The 18,268-nt window shown below is 62.3% G+C and carries 15 protein-coding genes; 7 read left to right on the top strand and 8 right to left on the bottom strand.

All coding sequences use genetic code 11. The features are described from left to right. Positions 1 to 444: 444 nt before the first annotated feature. The 8 genes from ACZM96_RS05605 to lgt all read right to left on the bottom strand — a co-directional run bounded on the left by ACZM96_RS05605 (position 445) and on the right by lgt (position 10,463). A complete protein-coding gene (locus ACZM96_RS05605) occupies positions 445 to 1,296 on the bottom strand; it encodes an FAD/NAD(P)-binding protein (RefSeq protein WP_489487852.1) in 852 nt (283 codons plus the stop codon). Between the two features lie 9 nt (positions 1,297 to 1,305). Then, positions 1,306 to 2,610, bottom strand: a complete 1,305-nt coding sequence (locus ACZM96_RS05600; RefSeq protein WP_489487851.1) for a 4Fe-4S dicluster domain-containing protein — start codon at positions 2,608 to 2,610, stop codon at positions 1,306 to 1,308. Further along, positions 2,607 to 4,061, bottom strand: coding sequence for a hydrogenase iron-sulfur subunit (locus tag ACZM96_RS05595; protein WP_489487850.1), 1,455 nt, complete (start codon positions 4,059 to 4,061; stop codon positions 2,607 to 2,609). The genes ACZM96_RS05600 and ACZM96_RS05595 overlap by 4 nt, the downstream gene beginning before the upstream one ends. Further along, positions 4,049 to 6,022, bottom strand: coding sequence for a 4Fe-4S binding protein (locus ACZM96_RS05590; RefSeq protein WP_346665956.1), 1,974 nt, complete (start codon positions 6,020 to 6,022; stop codon positions 4,049 to 4,051). The genes ACZM96_RS05595 and ACZM96_RS05590 overlap by 13 nt, the downstream gene beginning before the upstream one ends. Then, positions 6,019 to 6,969 carry a CoB--CoM heterodisulfide reductase iron-sulfur subunit B family protein gene (locus ACZM96_RS05585; protein WP_489487849.1) on the bottom strand — a complete coding sequence of 317 codons (951 nt, stop codon included), beginning with the start codon at positions 6,967 to 6,969 and terminating at the stop codon, positions 6,019 to 6,021. The genes ACZM96_RS05590 and ACZM96_RS05585 overlap by 4 nt, the downstream gene beginning before the upstream one ends. 3 nt (positions 6,970 to 6,972) lie before the next feature. Further along, entirely contained in the window at positions 6,973 to 7,533 is a 561-nt protein-coding gene (locus ACZM96_RS05580) for a 4Fe-4S dicluster domain-containing protein (RefSeq protein ID WP_489487848.1), read from the bottom strand. Between the two features lie 759 nt (positions 7,534 to 8,292). Next, positions 8,293 to 9,678 (bottom strand): 5'-deoxyadenosine deaminase, encoded by a 1,386-nt coding sequence (locus ACZM96_RS05575; RefSeq protein WP_489487847.1) that lies wholly within the window; start codon positions 9,676 to 9,678, stop codon positions 8,293 to 8,295. Further along, positions 9,675 to 10,463 carry a prolipoprotein diacylglyceryl transferase gene (lgt, locus tag ACZM96_RS05570; RefSeq protein WP_489487846.1) on the bottom strand — a complete coding sequence of 263 codons (789 nt, stop codon included), beginning with the start codon at positions 10,461 to 10,463 and terminating at the stop codon, positions 9,675 to 9,677. The genes ACZM96_RS05575 and lgt overlap by 4 nt, the downstream gene beginning before the upstream one ends. Positions 10,464 to 11,114: 651 nt before the next feature. Here lgt and ACZM96_RS05565 point away from each other — a divergent pair. The 7 genes from ACZM96_RS05565 to dsrP all read left to right on the top strand — a co-directional run bounded on the left by ACZM96_RS05565 (position 11,115) and on the right by dsrP (position 17,894). Continuing rightward, entirely contained in the window at positions 11,115 to 12,155 is a 1,041-nt protein-coding gene (locus ACZM96_RS05565; protein ID WP_489487845.1) for a hypothetical protein, read from the top strand. A 164-nt stretch (positions 12,156 to 12,319) separates the two neighbouring features. Then, positions 12,320 to 12,886, top strand: coding sequence for an RsbRD N-terminal domain-containing protein (locus tag ACZM96_RS05560; protein WP_489487844.1), 567 nt, complete (start codon positions 12,320 to 12,322; stop codon positions 12,884 to 12,886). Continuing rightward, positions 12,883 to 13,896 carry a sulfate reduction electron transfer complex DsrMKJOP subunit DsrM gene (gene dsrM, locus ACZM96_RS05555; RefSeq protein ID WP_489487843.1) on the top strand — a complete coding sequence of 338 codons (1,014 nt, stop codon included), beginning with the start codon at positions 12,883 to 12,885 and terminating at the stop codon, positions 13,894 to 13,896. Before ACZM96_RS05560 ends, dsrM begins: the two co-directional genes overlap by 4 nt. Before the next feature lie 13 nt (positions 13,897 to 13,909). Then, on the top strand, positions 13,910 to 15,544 hold the full coding sequence (gene dsrK, locus ACZM96_RS05550) for a sulfate reduction electron transfer complex DsrMKJOP subunit DsrK (RefSeq protein WP_294487086.1): 1,635 nt from the start codon (positions 13,910 to 13,912) through the stop codon (positions 15,542 to 15,544). After that, positions 15,545 to 15,961 (top strand): sulfate reduction electron transfer complex DsrMKJOP subunit DsrJ, encoded by a 417-nt coding sequence (gene dsrJ, locus ACZM96_RS05545; protein WP_489487842.1) that lies wholly within the window; start codon positions 15,545 to 15,547, stop codon positions 15,959 to 15,961. Further along, the gene (gene dsrO, locus ACZM96_RS05540; RefSeq protein ID WP_489487841.1) at positions 15,948 to 16,706 is read left to right on the top strand and encodes a sulfate reduction electron transfer complex DsrMKJOP subunit DsrO; all 759 of its coding nucleotides are present in this window, start codon (positions 15,948 to 15,950) and stop codon (positions 16,704 to 16,706) included. Before dsrJ ends, dsrO begins: the two co-directional genes overlap by 14 nt. A 9-nt stretch (positions 16,707 to 16,715) precedes the next feature. After that, on the top strand, positions 16,716 to 17,894 hold the full coding sequence (gene dsrP, locus ACZM96_RS05535; RefSeq protein ID WP_489487840.1) for a sulfate reduction electron transfer complex DsrMKJOP subunit DsrP: 1,179 nt from the start codon (positions 16,716 to 16,718) through the stop codon (positions 17,892 to 17,894). The last annotated feature ends 374 nt before the right edge of the window (positions 17,895 to 18,268 follow it).

Here is an 18,268-nt window from a genome sequence, read left to right as displayed (position 1 = left end):
TTGAGTTTGCGTAAGCTGTTTGTGGCCCACGACAGTCTCCTCACTATGAGGTTTTCGTTTGTTTGCACCCCGACTGTCGTGGGTCTCTTCGTTTCAGGCAACCTCTCTGTTGCGTTTTAATTTACAATCTTCATGAAAAAGTTTTTCCTCCTTCCCCCGGGCCCCCATCCTCTTTTTCAAAACTTTTCATCAGGTCGGCGTGGCGTCAGGTACTCTGATGCTTTCTGCGCTCAGGCACTTCTGCGTTCGCCGGATGATGCAGGATTTCCGGGAGATCAGGCACAGGCGGACATGATTCGTGCCGTCGCGGCGCAAGCGGCGGAACGTTGTCGAAAAGCATTGATCCGCAGACAGGCGTACCGGCTTTCCCCTCTTGGTTGAATGAGCATGAAAAAGGCCCCTTCCGAAGAAGGGGCCTTTTCTTATGCATGCATGGCCGCCGGACTACATTTCCGGAGGCAGATTGTTGAGCTCGGCCTGCGAGAACACGGGGCCGTCGAGGCACACGTACTTGCCGCCGAGGTTGCAGCGGCCGCAGATGCCGATGCCGCACTTCATGCGGCGTTCAAGGGTGGTGATGATGTTCTCATCCTTGAAGCCCATTTCGCGGAACGCCGCCAGCGTGAACTTGATCATGATGGGCGGGCCGCAGAGCACGGCGATGGTGTTGTCGGGGCTGGGGGCCAGCTCCTTGAGCACGTTGGGAATCATGCCCACACGGTGAGGCCAGTTGGGGGCCTCGCGGTCGATGGTGAGCGTGGTGTGCAGCACGTCGCTCTCAAGCCAGCCGGGGAGATCGGCCTTGTAGGCCATGTCCTCGGGGGAACGCGCGCCGTACAGCAGGCTGAGCTTGCCGTAGTCGGAAGCGTGTTCCATCACGTGCAGCATGATGGTGCGGATGGGCGCCATGCCGATGCCGCCGCCCACGAACACGATGTTCTTGCCCTTCCACTGCTCATAGGGGAAATAGTTCCCCAGAGGAGCGCGCACGCCCACCTTGTCGCCGGGCTGGAGCTTGTGGATGGCGGTGGTCACTTCGCCCGCGCGCATGACGGAAAACTGAATGTAGTCCTTGCACGAAGGCGGAGTGTTGATGACGAACGTGGACTCGCCCACGCCGAACACGGAAAGCTGTCCCACCTGACCGGGCTGGTAGGTGAAATTGTTCCATGCTTCCTCATTGTCAAAGCGCACACGGAACGACTTGATGGTGGGAGATTCCGTGATGACTTCCAGAACCGTAGCGACTTCAGGCAGGTAAGGATTCTTGCTGCAGCCGCAGTCATGTTCACTCATATCTTCTCCTTACCTCTTCTTGGCCTTGCTTCTGGTGGAAGACTTGGTAGCCGTCTTGGGAGCGCTCTTCTGCGCCTTGGGCGCGGGAGCTTCCGCAGCCGCCTTTTCAGGCGCGGCAGCTTCCACTTCCGCAGGAGCGGCAGGCGCTTCGGGAGCGGCCTCGGCCTTCACTTCGGCAGTTTCGGGAGCCTTGGCGGGAGCGGCGGCCTTCGGAGCTTCGGGCGCAGGCGCGGGGGCCTCGTCCTTGATCTCGATGGTTGCGCCTTCCACGGCGGCCTGCACCATGTGACGGATGTCCAGCGACACGGGGCAGCTCACCACGCAGCGGCCGCAGCCCACGCAGGAGAAGAAGCCGTCGTAGCGTTCGGGGTAGAAGCTGAACTTGTGGCTCACGCGGTTGCGCATGCGGTCGGCCTTGGAAGAACGGGGATTGTGCCCGCTGGTCTCCAACGTGAAGAGCGGAGTCATGCAGGAATCCCAGCTGCGCAGACGGCGGCCGTCGAGCTGCGAGCCTTCATCGGTAATGGTGAAGCACTGGCAGGTGGGGCACAGATAGGTGCACGCGCCGCAGGAAAGGCACTTCACTGTTTCCTTGTCCCAGAAGGCCTTGTCGGTAAAGCGAGAGGCCACCTTTTCCATGACGTGGGTCAGCTCGGGCGCAGGATTCAGGGAAGCGGCGGCAGCAGCATGAGCCGCTTCCGCTTCCGTGGCCTTGTCCGCGGCGTCGGCAAAGCCTGCGCCTTCCACAAGGGCCTGCCCCTTTTCCGTGACGACTTCCAGAACGAAGCCGCCTTCCACGGCGGTGAAGAGGATGTCCGAACCTTCCTTGTCGGAAGGATGGCTGCCCACCCAGTTGCAGAAGCAGGAGGCAAAGGCCGAGGGGCAGGCCTGCGTCACAATGACCGTAGCCTTGCGGCGGGCGCCGTAGTACGGATCCTTGAACTTGCCTTCCAGATACGGACGGTCGAGCACCACGAAGCCGCGCGCGTCGCAGGGACGGCAGCCGAAAAGCACCGTGGGTTCGGCGTCGGCGGGAACTTCCAGCGTGGTGGTCAGCTTGGCGGGATCCTCAGCGTCCTTGACGGACTTGAAGGTCACCAGCGTTTCGCACTGCGGCAGCATGGCCTGCTTGGGGGAAGCGGTGGCGCGGCGCAGCAGCGCGTCGATGTCGGCGGAGGCGAGCTGCTCGGCCGTCTGGGGACGATAGACCACGCTGGGGCCTTCCTGACGGGGAGCCAGCACGCGATGGCCGGAGGCCAGCTTGGCAAGCCAGCCCGTCAGCTCTTTCGGTGTTGCGAAAAGGAGACTGCTCATGCCAGATCATGCTCCTTGATAGTCGGTTCTTCCACCTGATAGGTGAGCAGCGGAGGCGTGGCCTTCACGTCGAGGCCCGCGCCGTAGCTGAAGATCTTCTGAATCATGCGGCCAAACTGCTGCTTGAGCGCGAACACGGGAATGTCCATGGGGCAGGCGCGTTCGCATTCGGTGCAGCCCGTGCAGCGTCCGGCGAGGTGCTGGGCGTGAATGAGCTGGAAGAACAGCTTCTGCTGCACGGTGTCTTCCTGCGTGACCCACGCGGGATCGCGGGTGTCGGACACGCAGTAGTCGCGGCAGACGCACATGGGGCAGGCGCCGCGGCAGGCGTGGCAGGCAATGCAGCGTTCCATCTGGCCCTTCCAGTAGCCCATGCGTTCCTCAAGGCTCAGAGAGTCGAGGAAGCGCAGGCCGGGCAGACGGCCGTCGGCCGGAGCCGCGGGCTCCACGGTGGGATTGCCCACGAACACGTCGGAGAGAACGGCGTTCGGCTTGGTGCAGAGACGGCACTTGTCCTGCGCGACTTCCGCCATGGTCATTTCGTATTCCTGACCGCCGGCGGTGATGGTCAGCTTGTTGCCGCGGCCGACGCAGGATTCGATCTTCGCGCCTTCGGGGAGCTTGGCCAGAATGCGGGGCAGGCTCACGGTGCCGTTGCAGCCCATGCCGAAGATCTTCACTTCCTCGCGGGAAATGAGATTTTCGGCGAGCAGCTCGACCACGCCCTTGCTGTCGCAGCCCTTGACCACCACGCCTATCTTGCGGCCCTTGTACTGGGGCAGATACACGGCGAGGTTGTGAACGTTGAAGGGGCCCCAGATGAGGGAATCCACTTCTTCGGGGGTGGTCATGAACACGGGTTCGGCGTGGATGGCGTCGAAGCCCTGCTTCCAGCCGAGCACGCCTTCGAGACCTTCGGCGAGCGCGTCCTTGATGGCCTGCTTGAGATCGGGCAGCGAGGGATGCGCGCCGCAGCCGAGCGGACGGATGGACTCGATGAGTTCTTCGGGGCGATCATAGCGGGCGGGCACGTCTTCCCAGCGGGGAGCGGGTCCGAGCGCGTGGATGCGGTTCGTGAAGTTGGTGACCACGTCCTTCCAGCGCTGACCTTCGGAAGCGGAAACCCAGGTGTACTCGAAGCGGTCGGGATTGATGCCGATGACCGGCAGGAAATCCTTGAGCAGTTCCAGACGACGACGGGCGTAGTAGTTGCCCGCGGAATAGTGGCAGTCGCGCGGATGGCAGCCCGACACCAGAACGCCGTCGGCCCCGTTGATGAGGGCCTTGAGCACGAAGAGAGGGTTCACGCGGCCGGAACAGGGGACGCGGATGATGCGAAGGTCGGTAGGCTGGACGGCGCGGGCGGTACCGGCCGTATCGGCGCCGCCGTAAGAGCACCAGTTACAAAGAAAACCTACGATACGGAGCTCCTTGCCAGCTAGGACAGACATAGGGCGTTAACCTCCGCGAGAAGCTGATTGTCGGTGAAGTGGGCGACCTGAATGGCGCCCTGCGGGCAGGTGGCCGTGCAGAGGCCGCAGCCCTGGCAGACGGTTTCGATCACGTGGGCCTTCTTCTGGCCGCGGATCTCCACCTCTTCGATGGCCTGATAGGGGCATACCTGGATGCACTTGCCGCAGTCCACGCAGCGCTTGATGTCCACCACGGACACCTGCGGATCGTTCTCCAGCTTGGGCTTGGAGAAGAGCGCCATGACCTTGGCTGCGGCGGCGCTGCCCTGCGCCACGGAGGCGGGAATGTCCTTGGGGCCCTGGCACACGCCGGCGAGATACACGCCCGCGGTGTTGGTTTCCACGGGGCGCAGCTTCACGTGGCTTTCCATGAAGAAACCGTAGTGGTCGTAGGAAATGCGCAGCTTTTCGGCGAGGCTTCCCGCGCCCTTTGCGCCTTCCACGCCCACGGCGAGCACCACCATGTCGGCGTCCACCTCAACGGGCTGACCGAGCAGGGTGTCGGCGCCGCGCACAATGTAGCCCACCTTGCCGTCGGGACGGACCGTCGGCTGAATGGCGGACACGCGGCCGCGGATGTACTGCACGCCGTACTCTTCCTGAGCGCGACGGGTGAATTCATCGTACATCTTGCCCGGAGCGCGGATGTCCATGTAGAACACGAAGGCTTCGGAATCGGGCAGATGATCCTTGGTCATGATGGCCTGCTTGGCCGTGTACATGCAGCAGAAGCCGGAGCAGTACGGGCGGTCGATGGAGCAGTCGCGGGAGCCCACGCACTGGATGAACACGATGTTCTTGGGCTCCATGCCGTCGGAAGGACGATGGATGTGACCGCCGGTGGGACCGGAGGCGGACATCATGCGTTCGTACTGCAGGCTCGTGATGACGTCGGGATAGGCGCCGCCGCCGTATTCCTTGTACACGGTCCAGTCCACGAGATCGTAGCCGGTGGCCGCGATGATGGCGCCCACCTTTTCTTCCACGATTTCATCCACCATGTCGTACACGATGGCGCCGGTGGGGCACACCTTGGCGCACACGCCGCACTTGCCTTCCTTGATCTTGCGGCAGTAGTCGGGGTTGATGGTGGCCTTCTTGGGAATGGCCTGCGGGAAGGGAATGTTGATGGCGCGGCAGTTGCTGATGTCTTCGTTGAAGGCGTCGGGCACGTTCTTGGTGGGGCACTTTTCGGTGCAGGTGCCGCAGCCGGTGCACTTGGTCCAGTCAACGTAGGTGGCGCGCTTTCTGATCTTCACGGTGAAGTTGCCCACGAAGCCGGAAATGCTCTCCACCTCGGAATGGGCGTAGAGCGTGATGTTCGGGTTCTGGGCCACGTCCACCATCTTGGGCGCGAGCACGCAGCTTGAGCAGTCGATGGTGGGGAAGGTCTTGTCGAGCTTGGCCATCTTGCCGCCGATGGTGCTTTCGCGCTCCACCATGACCACGCCGATGCCGGAATCGGCCGCATCGAGAGCGGCCTGAATGCCGGCCACGCCGCCGCCGATGACGAGCACGCGCTTGGTCACGTCGAACTGCTTGGCGTAGAGGGGGGTGTTGCGGCGCAGCTTTTCCACGGCGAGGCGCACGAGTTCGGCGGCCTTGTTGGTATTGGCTTCGCGGTCGCGGCCGATCCAGGAGACGTGCTCGCGGATGTTGGCCATTTCAAACATGTAGCGGTTGAGACCGGCGCGCTCCACCGTGCGGCGGAACGTGGGCTCGTGCATTCTGGGCGAGCAGGAAGCCACCACCACGCCGTCGAGGCCGTGCGTCTTGATGGCCTGAACGATGTTTTCCTGTCCGGGCTCGGAACAGGTGTACATGGTGTCTTCGGAGAAGACGACATCGGGATAGGTCAGCGCGATCTTGGCGACCGTGGCGGTATCCACCGTCGCTTCGATGTTGCTGCCGCAGTGACAGACGAATACGCCGATTTTCATGATGCGGCTCCTGCGGCCTTCATGGCTTCAAGCTCGGCGGAAACACGGGCCTTGCGGCGTTCGGCGATCTTGTCCAGAAGGGGATAGGGATTGACGGCCAGCTTGTCCAGACGCATGGCGTTCTTGGGCAGACCGAAGGCGAGCGCAATGAGCTGGGTGTAGTAGAACACCGGCAGACCGAAAAAGCTCTTCTTCGAGATTCTGGCGGCCTGACGCTGGCGCAGGTCGAGATTCATGTGGCAGAGCGGGCAGGCGGTGACCACGGCTTCGGCGCCCACGGCCTTGGCGGTGTCGAGGATGCGTCCGCTCAGAGAGCCGGGAATGTTCACGTCCGGAATGCCCATGGCCGCGCCGCAGCATTCGGTCTTCAGGGCGAAGGGCAGCACTTCCGCGCCGAGCGCCTTCATGATGTTGTCGAGGGAGACGGGATTTTCCGGATCGTCGAACTTCGCCACGTGCGCGGGACGGCTCAGGAGGCAGCCGTAGTAGGTGACCACCTTGATGCCTTCCAGAGGATAGGTCACGCGGGAGGCGATGTTTTCCACGCCCACGTTCTCCACGATGGCCTGAAGCACGGAATAGGTTTCCATGAGATCGGCGCCGCCGTCGGCGTTGGCCGGAGTGGGAGCGTCGAGCAACTCGTCCACCTTGGCCTTGAAGGCGGGATTCTGCATGCGGTGGCGGGCCATCTTGAGGTTGGAGGAGCAGCTCGGGCAGGGCGAAATCACGCAGTCGGCGCCGGTTTTGGCGGCCTGCATGAGGTTGCGGGCGGCAAGCGCTCCGGAAAGCTCGTGACTCACGGAGTGGGCCGGCGTGGAGCCGCAGCAGTTCCAGTCCTCGATTTCCACGAGATCCATGTTCAGGGCGTTGCACACCGCGCGGGTGGAGGCTTCATACTCCACAGAGGTGCCGTGGCCCGAACAGCCGGGATAATAGGCGTATTTCATGGCTCAGCTCCTCGTCTTTTCCGCATAGCGCTTGAATATGCGCGCCACTTCCTCGCGTCCGTGAATGACCGAGGGAATGAAGGGCATCTTGTTCTTCCGAAGCGCCATGGGGGCGATTTCCAGATTGCCCCAGCCGCGCAGCGTGCGGCCCATGTAGTCGGACATGACGCCGAGCTCGTAGGAACGACCCGTGGCATGCACGGTGTCGAGAAACGCCTTCCAGAAGGATTCGATGGGACGATCCTGCACCAGGCCCTCGCGACGCGCCATCATGCGGAGCGTTTCCATGACCGCGGCGACGTCGATATTGTTGGGACAGCGGGCGCTGCAGGTCGAACACGACAGACACAGCCACAGCGAGCGGTTCTTCAGGGCTTCATCCTTGAGGCCCATCTGCACGGCGCGCATGATCTGGCTGACCTGACGGTCGTACACCTGAGCGCCGGGACAGCCCGCCGTGCAGTTGCCGCATTGGTAGCAAGCCGACAGGTTCTGACCGCTCTCTTCTTCGACCTGACGCTTGAACTTCAGGTCTCTGGCTTTATCAAGCCTAGTGATGTTCATAGAGACTCCCCTTGAAGACTTTTTTCACAACCATCAGGAATCACTTTTGTTTCCCGGAATGGAACAGGAAAAGTCTTTCAATGTCTGACAAAAAAGGACAGCAGTATCCCTTTTAACGCCATCGAGTAGAACATACTTCGCACGGCAAGTCCATACTGCCCCCGCGAAAAAAGGCGAAGCGACAACAACTTTTCTCTTTTATTTTCAATGAGATAAGTTTGTTTCGCAATTTAGACCGGAGATTACATAACAGATTTTATAAAATTTTGCCGCGCCGCCGTTCTCCGTCGGCATTCCGTGCGGGAACGGGCGGAAGTCGGCATCGGGCCGGAAGTCCGAGGGACTGCGACGCGCGGAACCAGGAAAGAGGCGAGCTCTCACCCTCTCTTGCGCAGCCTCCCTCTCTCCGGGCCGAAACGGGCCAGGGGTGAAGCCAAAACAGACGAAGAGTCGCAGCTGCCCTCTTCGAGCGGAAGCGGATGCGTCCATCATAAGTAAAGGAAAATAAAGGATAGGAGCGAAGGCGCGTCGCGGATCGTGCGACGCACCACGGACGCGCGTTCCGTCTCCCGACCTGCGCCCCGAGTTGCGGCGCAAAGTCTAAAACGCGGACGACCGCCGTTCAACCAGTCGTCGCCAAAGAGGAAAAACGGAGCGAGAGCTCCGGAAACGGCAGCCCTCTGCGGCAAACGAGCACGACGGCGGTTCCGCACGGCAAGCAGCGCGGCAACAAAACGCTGCGGCGGTCGCGCCGCGTTTTCAGCACTCGCCGCAGAAGAACAGGGAAACGGGCGGAATGTTGCCCCGCTTCATGACCGCGGCGCAGTGCTTTTCCGCCTCGGCCAGCGTGCGCACGGGGTCGAGCGTGAGGAAGGTTCGATTGCGGTACAGAAAGCGCCCGTCCGCCATGGTGTGAACCACGTTTTCCCACGTGGCCTGATACACCACCCGCTGCACGGGATCGCGTCCCCACGCAGGCAGGGAATGGGGCATGTCCATGTTGAGCACGACGAGATCGGCCTTCTTGCCGGGTTCCAGACTTCCGAGTTCGTCCGCCTGTCCCATGGCTTCCGCGCCGCCGAGCGTGGCCATTTCCAGCGCCTCCATGGCGGGCAGCGCCGTAGGATCGTTGGTGCGGGCCTTCTGCAGAATGGACGCCTGACGCACTTCCATGAGGCCGTCCATGTGATCGTGCGCGCCGTCGAGCCCGAGCGCCACGTGTGCGCCGAGCGCCCGCAGATCGGTGACGGGCGCAATGCCGGACGACATTTTGGTGTTCGAGGAGGGGCAGTGAACCACATGCGTGCCCGTTTCGGCAAGAATGCGTTTTTCCTCGTCGTCGAGCCAGATGCAGTGGGCGAGAATCACGTCGTCGCCGGTGTAGCCGATGCGGTCGAGATAGCGCACGTTGCGCTCATGGCAGCGCGCCTCGACCAGCGCAATTTCCCCGAGATTTTCCGAAGCGTGGGTGTGCAGGCGCAGGCCGTTCTGCCGCGCAAGGTCGCGCGCGGAAGCGAGCAGCTTCTCCGAGCACGACGGCACGAAGCGCGGGGCCACGGCGTAGCGCAGACGCCCGTTTTCCGCCATGTGCCAGCGCCGGATGAGGCGCTCGGTTTCCCGGATGCACGCGCCCGCGTCCTCCCGCATGAGCGCGGGCAGATCGTCGCCCACGTCCATCATGCACTTGCCGAAAAGGCCGCGCAGACCGACTTCGGCCATGACCTCGAAAATGGCGTCCTCGTGCAGCGTCGTGCCCATGTCGATGAGCGAAGTCGTGCCGCTGCGGATGAGCTCCATGGCGGCGAGACGCGCGGAGGCCGCGTTGCTTTCCCTGCTGTGCGAGGACTCCATGGGCCAGGTGCGTTCGCGCAGCCATTCCATGAGCGCGAGATCGTCGCACAGCCCGCGAAAGAGCGCCTGCGTCACGTGCATGTGCGCCTGAACGAGGCCGGGAATCACGGTCATGCCGCAAAGGTCCACCACCTCCGTGCCGTCCTCCGCCCTGCCCTCCTGCGGACGGGGCGCGCCTGCATCGCGGGGCGAAACGGCGGCAATGCGGTCGTCTTCCACAAGAATGTCGGCGCGAAGCACGCGCCTCTCTGCGTCCATGGTGACGACAAGGCCGTCCGCAAGCAGCGTCTTCATGCCTTTGCCCCCGGGCGATACGCCCGCCAGAGCAGCCACAGTCCGGCGGCAAGCAGCGGCAGGCAGAGAATCTGCCCCATGGTCACCCAGCCCGCAAAGAGATAGCCGAGCTGCGCATCCGGCACGCGGAAAAATTCCACGGTGATGCGGCTTACGGCATAGAGCACGCCGAAAAGTCCGGCCACCGCGCCGCGCGGACGGGGCCGCGAAGAGTAGATCCACAAAATGACGAAGGTGAGCACGCCTTCGAGTCCCGCCTCGTAGAGCTGGGAAGGATGCCTCGGCAGCGGGCCCGCGCCGGGAAAGATCATGCCGAGGGGAAAATCCGTCACCTTGCCCCAGAGCTCGGCGTTGATGAAGTTGCCGATGCGGCCGAAGAAGAGTCCGGTGGGCACGAGCGGAGCCACGAAATCCAGAATGTCCAGCAGGCTCCTGCCGTTTCTGCGTCCCCACAGCCAGCTGGCCGTCACCACGCCCACAAGGCCGCCGTGGAACGACATGCCGCCGTTCCACACCCGGATGATTTCCACGGGATCGGCCACGTAGGCGGAAAGATCATAGAAAAGCACATAGCCGAGCCTGGCCCCGAGAATCACGCCGAGCATGGCCCAGGTGACGAACTCGTCCACCATTTCGGCCGTCCACGTCGACCAGGGACGGGATGCGCGCCAGCGGCCGAGCAGCCAGCCCGCAAGAAAGGCGAACACGTACATGAGGCCGTACCAGTGAAGCTGCAGCGGCCCGATGGAAAGCGCCACGGGATCGATGGAAGGATATTGCATCATGGTCTCCTTGTCTCGGGCTCATTACCATAAAAGAAAGGGACAGGCCAGAGCCCCTCTCCCCCTCTCCCGGGGCGTTTTCGTTTTCTCTGTTCGCGAGCTCACCCATCCCGGCAAAGCCCCCGCCTCCGCACTTCCGAGGGCGTTTTCCGCAGCGCGACAGAACGCGCAGCAGCCCCCGCCCCCCTCTTCCAAGGCGCACGAAGGCGCAACGCCCCCCCTGCAACCTGTTCAGCCGCATGCTACTCGCGTTTTACTGCCCTCCGGCGCGAGCAACGACGCGACACAACGACAGGCGCGCCAGCGTGCCCCCGTGCGCGATAACGCTTGAACGAGCGGGTCTCGCAGCAGGTGAAGGCGGAGCGCGCCCCTCACTTGCGGACGACGCCCCACCACGGACGGAGGCCGCCTGACGGATGCCCTCTCCCGCTCGGACGGCGCGACCGCCGTGGAGCTGCCGCGGGCAAAGATGGCCGAAGCGCCCCCGCGACGGCACAGCGCGAAAATCATGCGCCGAAATTCTCCCGCAGGCGGCCGCAGCGCCTCTTTCAAGGCAGGCCCCGCGGCCGTCGCCCCGTCCGCTCCGGGCAAAAAACTCTTTACGCCGCCACACGACTACGCTACTTCCGAAGGAAACAGCATCAAGGAGCCGCCATGCTCAAAAGCACACGTCCCTATTCTCCTGCTGCGGCTGCGGCAAGCCTTGCGGGCCTTCTCTTCTGCCTCTGGGTGTTCTTCACCGGCGGCAAGGCGCTCTGCCTTACCGACGGCTGCGCCCTCTTCCAGGATTTCCGTCTCGCGGGCGTGTCGCTCTGGCAGGCAGGCATCGTTCTTTTCTCCGTTCTGCTCGCGCTCGCCCTGCTGCGCTTCTCCCGCGCGGCCTATCTTCTTGCCGCGCTCGCGCTCGCGGCAGACGTCGTGCTGCTCTGCGTCATGGTGTTCACCGCTCCCTGCGTGAACTGCCTCATCGTGGGCTCGCTCATCGCCCTGAACTATCTGATTCTCCGCGCCGACAATCTTCCGCCGCGCCGGGAACGCTCCACGCTCGCCGCCGTCTGGCTCGTGCTTCTCGTCATTGATCTCGGCGGCGTGGCGCGCGATCTTGCGGATCCGTGGTCGCCGCTGCCCGAGTCGGAACAAGGCTCCTCCGTGCAGGTCTATTTCTCCCCGAGCTGCCGCGCCTGCCAGACGCTCATCGCGAGCTCCGGCAGCCTTGCGGACGCCGCCTGGTATCCCGTGCCGGAAGACGCCAGAGACGTGCTCATCATTGCAGACATGGCCGACAGCCTCGAAAGGGGCGAATCCCTCGAACAGGCCGTGCAGAACGCAAGGCAGAACGCGCCCGATCCCGTTGCCTTCGAGCAGAGCGTCGCCTCGCGCCTCAGCCTGCTGAAGCCGAGCATGCTGCTGCTCCAGTTCCGCCTGTGGCGCAATCACGCGCACGTGCGTGCCGCAGGTTCCGACAGGCTGCCCTTCGTGGAATTCAAGGGACTGCCCGCATTTCTCGCTGAAGAGCCCGCGCCCGACGAGCCGCAGGAGCGCGCTCCCGCCGACCAGCCTTCCGACGCCCTGCCGGACGTTCCCGGCCTCGGCGTGGCCGGATTCTGCGGCGGAGGCGACGACGCGCCCTGCGAAGAGCCCCCCGCGCCGCCCTCGACCTCCGGTCTCATTGATACAAGCGGCATGACGCCATAAGCTTCACAAAGACGCATTTTTTTTCAATTCGCCGACATTGCAGGAAAAATGGCTTCAATCGGCAATAATGCCGACTTGTCTCTTGCCGAAACTTAAGCTAACCTCTGCCAAATTAGCGGCCATTTTTCGGCCGCAGCTTTTCACCATTATTCACGCAGGCATACATGGACATCGCAGAACTGTGCAGCAATCGGCGCGAGGCGCTGGTAGATCGCTGGGTCAACCGATTCTTTGCCAGCTATCCTCTTGACAGCAAGGGCTTCATGCGGACAAGCCGCGACCGGTTCGCCAATCCCGTGGGAGAGACGACGCGTCATTCGGCGTCGGTGCTCTTCGACGCCGTCATCGGCATGGACGCCGAACCCGACACCGTGAAGCAGGCCCTTCACGACCTCATCTGGATACGCGCCGTGCAGGACATGCCCCCCGCCAAGGCCGTGGGCGCACTGTACCTGCTCAAGGACATACTGCGCAGCGACGTGCTGCCCGAATGCCTGAAGCCGGAACTTGCCGGTCAGGACATGCTGAACGCGTACCTCGACATGGAATCCAGAATCGACACTCTGGGGCTCATGGCGCTGGACATGTACTCCGAGGCGCGGGAACGCGTGTTCAGAATACGAGTGGAGGAAGTAAAGCGAAGCCAGTCGCAGGTGATTCGACTGGCCAAGCTTCGGAGGGAGCAGGCGGAATCTGCTCCTGAAACTGAAAATCGAGGGGTAGAGGAATGACCATCGCATTTGCGGCCACTCTGCTCATCCTGCTTATAGGATGGGCCGGGTCAGCACTTGGCCTGCAGTATCTGCTCGGCGTAATCTTGCCGCTGGTAGCGGGTGCTGTGTTCATCATCGGCTTCATCTGGAAGATCGTTCGCTGGGCTAAATCGCCCGTACCGTTCGCCATTCCCACAGTGGCGGGCCAGCAGCGTTCTCTGGACTGGATCAAGCCCAACCGTCTCGAATGCCCGTGGACCACGCCCGCCGTCGTCGGCCGCATGATCCTTGAGGTGTTCGCCTTCCGGTCGCTGTTCCGCAACACGCGCGCGGAACGCACCACCATCGACGGAGCGCCGCGCATCACCTATTTTTCCAACAAGTGGCTGTGGGTGTTCGCCCTGCTGTTCCATTACAGCATGCTGGTCATCATCATCCGCCACGCCCGCTTCTTCCTTGACCCGGTGCCCACGTGCATTGCCGTCATCGAATTCGTGGACGGCGTGTTCCAGGTAGGCGCTCCCCGCTTCTACCTCACCGACGCCTTCATTCTCGGCGCCCTCGCCTTCCTGCTGCTGCGCCGCGTCTGCACCGAAAAGCTCCGCTACATCTCGCTGCCCGCCGACTACTTCGCGCTGTTTCTGCTCATCGCCATTGCCGGTTCCGGCATCTGCATGCGCTACATCTCCAAGGTGGACATCAATCAGGTGAAGGAAGTCATCATGGGCCTCGCCACGCTGCAGCCCGTGGATCCCTCCGGCATAGGCTCCATCTTCTTCATTCACGTCACGCTGGTGAGCGCTCTGCTCATCTACTTCCCCTTCTCCAAGCTGATGCACATGGGCGGCGTCTTCATGAGCCCCACCCGCAACATGAAGTGCAACACCCGCGAAGAACGTCACGTGAACCCCTGGAACCCGCCCAAGAACTACCACACCTACGCCGAATATGAAGATGATTTCCGTGAAGCCATGGTTGAGGCCGGCATCCCTGTAGAAAAGCAGCCTGAACCCAAGACGGAAGCCTAAGGAGTTACTGGTCATGGCAAAAATGCCCACACCCGAAGAATTGCTGGCGGCCACGCCCACTTCCTTCCCCAAAGAGGGCTGGATGGACACCAAGCCGGATTTTCATCCCGGCAGCTTCTGCTATCCCGCCAAGACGGAAATACTGAAAGGACTCGGCTTCGAGAACGCCCATGACTGGGCGCCCGACAACGAAGACTGGGAACTGCCCGAAAACTGGGAACAGATTCTCCACAACTCCCTGCAGGACGCGCTGAACAAGCACCGTTCCCTCAAGGTGTTCATGGACTGCTGCGTGCGCTGCGGCGCATGCGCCGACAAGTGCCACTTCTTCCTCGGCACCAACGACCCCAAGAACATGCCCGTGCTGCGCGCCGAACTTCTGCGTTCGGTGTACCGCAAGGACTTCACCACCGCAGGCCGCCTGCTCGGCAAGCTCGCCGGTGCCCGCAAGCTCGACAAGGACGTCATCAAGGAGTGGTTCATCTACTTCTATCAGTGCACCGAGTGCCGCCGCTGCTCCCTGTTCTGCCCCTACGGCATCGACACCGCCGAAATCACGGTCATCGTGCGCCAGATGCTGCTTGACCTCGGTCTCGGCATCCACTGGATCATGAACTCGGTCAACGACTGCAACCGCACCGGCAACCACCTCGGCGTGCAGCCCCATTCCATGCGCGAAATCGTGGAATTCCTCTGCGACGACATCGAGACCATCACCGGTATCCGCGTGGATCCGCCGTGGAACGAAAAGGGTCATGAAGTCATCTTCATCACCCCCTCGGGCGACTACTTCGCCGATCCCGGCATCTACACCTTCATGGGCTACCTCATGCTGTTCCATGAAATCGGCCTGGACTACACGCTTTCCACCTACGCTTCCGAAGGCGGCAACTTCGGCTCCTTCGTCTCCTTCGACGTGGCCAAGAAGCTGAACGCCAAAATGTACGCGGAAGCCGAACGCCTCGGCGTGAAGTGGATTCTCGGCGGCGAATGCGGCCACATGTGGCGCGTGGTGAACCAGTACATGGCCACCTACAACGGCCCCACCCCGCCCAACATGGAAGTGCCCGTCTCCCCCATCACCGGCACGGTGTTCAAGAACGCCGCCGCCACCAAGATGGTGCACATCGCCGAATTCACGGCCGACCTCATCAAGCACAACAAGCTCAATCTGCGCCCCGAGCGCAACAACCACATCATCACCACCTGGCACGACTCCTGCAACCCGGCCCGTGCCATGGGTCTTCTGGAAGAGCCCCGCTACATCCTGAAGCACGTCTGCAACAACTTCGTGGAAATGCCCGAGCACACCATCCGTGAGGAAACCTTCTGCTGCGGTTCCGGCTCCGGTCTGAACGCCGAAGAAATCATGGATCAGCGTCTGCGCGGCGGCTTCCCCCGCGCCAACGCCCTGCGCTACGTTCACGACACCAAGGGCGTGAACTGGATGGGCTGCGTCTGCGCCCTCGACCGCGCGGCTCTGCCTCCGCTCGTCGACTACTGGGTGCCCGGCGTCACGGTGAGCGGCCTGCACGAACTCGTGGCCAACGCCCTGGTGATGAAGGGCGAAATTCCCCGCACCATGGACCTGCGTCAGGAAGATCTGCCCTTCCCCGATGAAGATCCCGCCGCCTCGGAGGAAGCATAAATGTACAACGCAAAATTCGTCATCCCCGGCATCATCGTATTTGCCGGGCTGTTCACCGCGCCCTTCTGGATCAATATGCTTTCTTCCGGTCACGAAGAGGTCAAGGTGGAGCTCCCCAAGGAACCCGTCACCTTCTTCGGCGAAGAACGCACCCAGTGCATCGAGCCCAGAGAATGGATGGCCGCCAACCATATGGAGCTGCTCCTTGAGTGGCGCGACAAGGCCCTGCGCGAAAACAAGCGCATCTACGTCGCTTCCGACGGCAAGAAATGGGAAACCAGTCTGCAGAACACCTGCATGGCCTGCCACAGCAACAAGGCCGAATTCTGCGACAAGTGCCACAACGCCAACAGCGTGAACCCGTACTGCTGGGACTGCCACGTCGTACCCCAGGGGAACAATCATGAATTCGAGTAGACGTTATTTTCTCAAGGTCGCAGGCCTGTCCACCTTCGCCCTGGCTGCGGGAGCGGCCCGCGCGGAAGCGGCCAAGGCCTCCTATGAAGCCTATCCCGAGGAACGGAAGGCAAAGCGCTGGGCCATGGTCATCGACACCCGCCGCATTCAGACGGTGGAAGACATGCGCCCCATCGTGGAAGCCTGCCACAAGGCGCACAACGTGCCCACCATTCCCGGCAAGCACGAAGTGAAGTGGATCTGGGACGATACCTTTGAACACGCCTTCGCCAACGATCCCACCCCGATGCTTCCCGAAAACATCGAGGATCGCCGCTTCTTCCTGCTGTGCAACCACTGCACCAATCCCTCCTGCGTGCGCGTCTGCCCCGCCGGCGCCACCTACAAGACGGAAGGCGGCCTCGTGGCCATCGACTATCACCGCTGCGTGGGCTGCCGCTTCTGCATGGCCGCCTGCCCCTACGGCTCCAGAAGCTTCAACTTCCAGGATCCGCGTCCCTTCATCAAGGACCTGAATCCCGCCTACCCCACCCGCATGCGCGGCGTGGTGGAAAAGTGCACCTTCTGCGCCGAACGCCTGGAAAAGGGACTCATGCCCGCCTGTGTCGAGGCTTCCAACGGCGCCATCATGTTCGGCGACCTCAACGACCCGAACTCCATCGTCCGTCGTGTCCTCGCCAAGAACTTCAGCATGCGCCGCAAGCCCGATCTGGGCACCGATCCCGGCGTTTACTACATCATCTAGGAGGGAACCATGGTTGAAAAAGTTCTCAAGGGTTCTCCCAAGTATTATCTGTGGATTCTCTTCCTGCTGGCCATCATAGGCTATGCCTTCATCGTCTATGTGTTCCAGCTCATCTACGGTCTGCAGATGACCGGCCTTACCCGCAACACCTCGTGGGGCTTCTACATCGCCCAGTTCACCTATCTGGTGGGCGTGGCCGCCGCGGCCGTGATGCTGGTTCTGCCCGCCACCTTCCATCACTATCACCCCTATCACCGCGTGATCGTGTTCGCAGAATTCCTCGCCATCGGCGCGGTCATCATGTGCATGCTCTTCATCGTGGTTGATATGGGCCAGCCGCAGCGCGTGCTGAACATCATTCTGCATCCCACGCCGAACTCGGTCATGTTCTGGGACGCCACGGTGCTTTGCGGCTACCTGCTGCTCAACGCCGTCATCGGCTGGACCTCGCTGGAGCATGAAAGCCGTCACGTGCCCGTGCCCCGCTGGGTCAAGGTGCTCGTGGTCGTGTCCATCTTCTGGGCCTTCTCCATCCACACCGTGACCGCCTTCCTGTACGCCGGTCTCCCCGGACGCCACTACTGGCTCTCCGCCATCATGGCCGCCCGCTTCCTGGCTTCCGCGTTCTGCGCCGGTCCTTCCATCCTGCTGCTCGCCCTGCTGCTCCTGAAGCGCCTCACCGGCTTCGATCCCGGCAAGGCCGTGGTGAAGTCCCTGTCCATCACCATCGCCTACGCCATGGGCCTGAACATGTTCTTCTACGTGCTCGAACTGTTCACCGCCTTCTACAGCGGCATTCCCGGCCATCAGCACCCCATCACCTTCATCTTCAACGGTCATGAAGGCCTCAACGTGTGGCTCAACGGCTGGATGTGGGTGGCCGTGGTGCTCGCCTTCGTGAGCATCTTCCTGCTGGCCATTCCCAAGTTCCGCAACAACATGAAGATTCTGCCCTGGGCGCTGGTCATGCTCGTGATCGCCTCCTGGATCGACAAGGGCCTCGGCCTGCTCATCGGCGGTTTCGCTCCCACCCCCTACGAGACCTATGAAGTCTATACTCCCACCTTCTGGGAAGTCTCCATCGGCCTCGGCATCTTCGCCGTGGGCGCCCTTGTGGTCACCCTGCTGTGGAAGATCGCCATTGAAATGAAGCGCGAGGGCGGCGAGCCCTTCGAACTCGCCGAATAGCGGGTCGCCGGGAAACCGGCCGCCTCATCTCTGCGGTTTCAAACGCCCGGACGGTTCGCCGTCCGGGCGTTTTTGCGCTCCGGGGAAACGACTTCCACGGCTTCCGCCTCCCTGCCGAAAATTCCGGGAAAAACAACTTCCCCCGTTCTTCCGCTGCCTGACGAACGCTCTGGAGAAAACAGATTTCCTCCCCCTCTCTTCCGCCGCCCCCTGCCGGGGACTCCAAAGAAAAAAATTCCCCTCCCCTGCCGTCCGATGCAGAGTGAGGGGCGCGACGTGAGTTCATGCCGGGGAGCCTTCGCCGCCCTTCCATACTGCGCCAGGGGATGCAGGGATGAAACGTTTCCAGAGCGACGGGCATCGAAGCACGGGCA

It is taken from the genome of Mailhella sp., assembly GCF_057866825.1.
This window is presented reverse-complemented; position numbering and strand designations above follow the sequence as displayed.

Bases quoted from the DNA above. Each gene is read 5' to 3' on its own strand.
- ACZM96_RS05605 (WP_489487852.1), bottom strand. From the start codon at position 1,296: ATGAGTGAACATGACTGCGGCTGCAGCAAGAATCCTTACCTGCCTGAA.
- ACZM96_RS05600 (WP_489487851.1), bottom strand. From the start codon at position 2,610: ATGAGCAGTCTCCTTTTCGCAACACCGAAAGAGCTGACGGGCTGGCTT.
- ACZM96_RS05595 (WP_489487850.1), bottom strand. From the start codon at position 4,061: ATGTCTGTCCTAGCTGGCAAGGAGCTCCGTATCGTAGGTTTTCTTTGT.
- ACZM96_RS05590 (WP_346665956.1), bottom strand. From the start codon at position 6,022: ATGAAAATCGGCGTATTCGTCTGTCACTGCGGCAGCAACATCGAAGCG.
- ACZM96_RS05585 (WP_489487849.1), bottom strand. From the start codon at position 6,969: ATGAAATACGCCTATTATCCCGGCTGTTCGGGCCACGGCACCTCTGTG.
- ACZM96_RS05580 (WP_489487848.1), bottom strand. From the start codon at position 7,533: ATGAACATCACTAGGCTTGATAAAGCCAGAGACCTGAAGTTCAAGCGT.
- ACZM96_RS05575 (WP_489487847.1), bottom strand. From the start codon at position 9,678: ATGAAGACGCTGCTTGCGGACGGCCTTGTCGTCACCATGGACGCAGAG.
- lgt (WP_489487846.1), bottom strand. From the start codon at position 10,463: ATGATGCAATATCCTTCCATCGATCCCGTGGCGCTTTCCATCGGGCCG.
- ACZM96_RS05565 (WP_489487845.1), top strand. From the start codon at position 11,115: ATGCTCAAAAGCACACGTCCCTATTCTCCTGCTGCGGCTGCGGCAAGC.
- ACZM96_RS05560 (WP_489487844.1), top strand. From the start codon at position 12,320: ATGGACATCGCAGAACTGTGCAGCAATCGGCGCGAGGCGCTGGTAGAT.
- dsrM (WP_489487843.1), top strand. From the start codon at position 12,883: ATGACCATCGCATTTGCGGCCACTCTGCTCATCCTGCTTATAGGATGG.
- dsrK (WP_294487086.1), top strand. From the start codon at position 13,910: ATGGCAAAAATGCCCACACCCGAAGAATTGCTGGCGGCCACGCCCACT.
- dsrJ (WP_489487842.1), top strand. From the start codon at position 15,545: ATGTACAACGCAAAATTCGTCATCCCCGGCATCATCGTATTTGCCGGG.
- dsrO (WP_489487841.1), top strand. From the start codon at position 15,948: ATGAATTCGAGTAGACGTTATTTTCTCAAGGTCGCAGGCCTGTCCACC.
- dsrP (WP_489487840.1), top strand. From the start codon at position 16,716: ATGGTTGAAAAAGTTCTCAAGGGTTCTCCCAAGTATTATCTGTGGATT.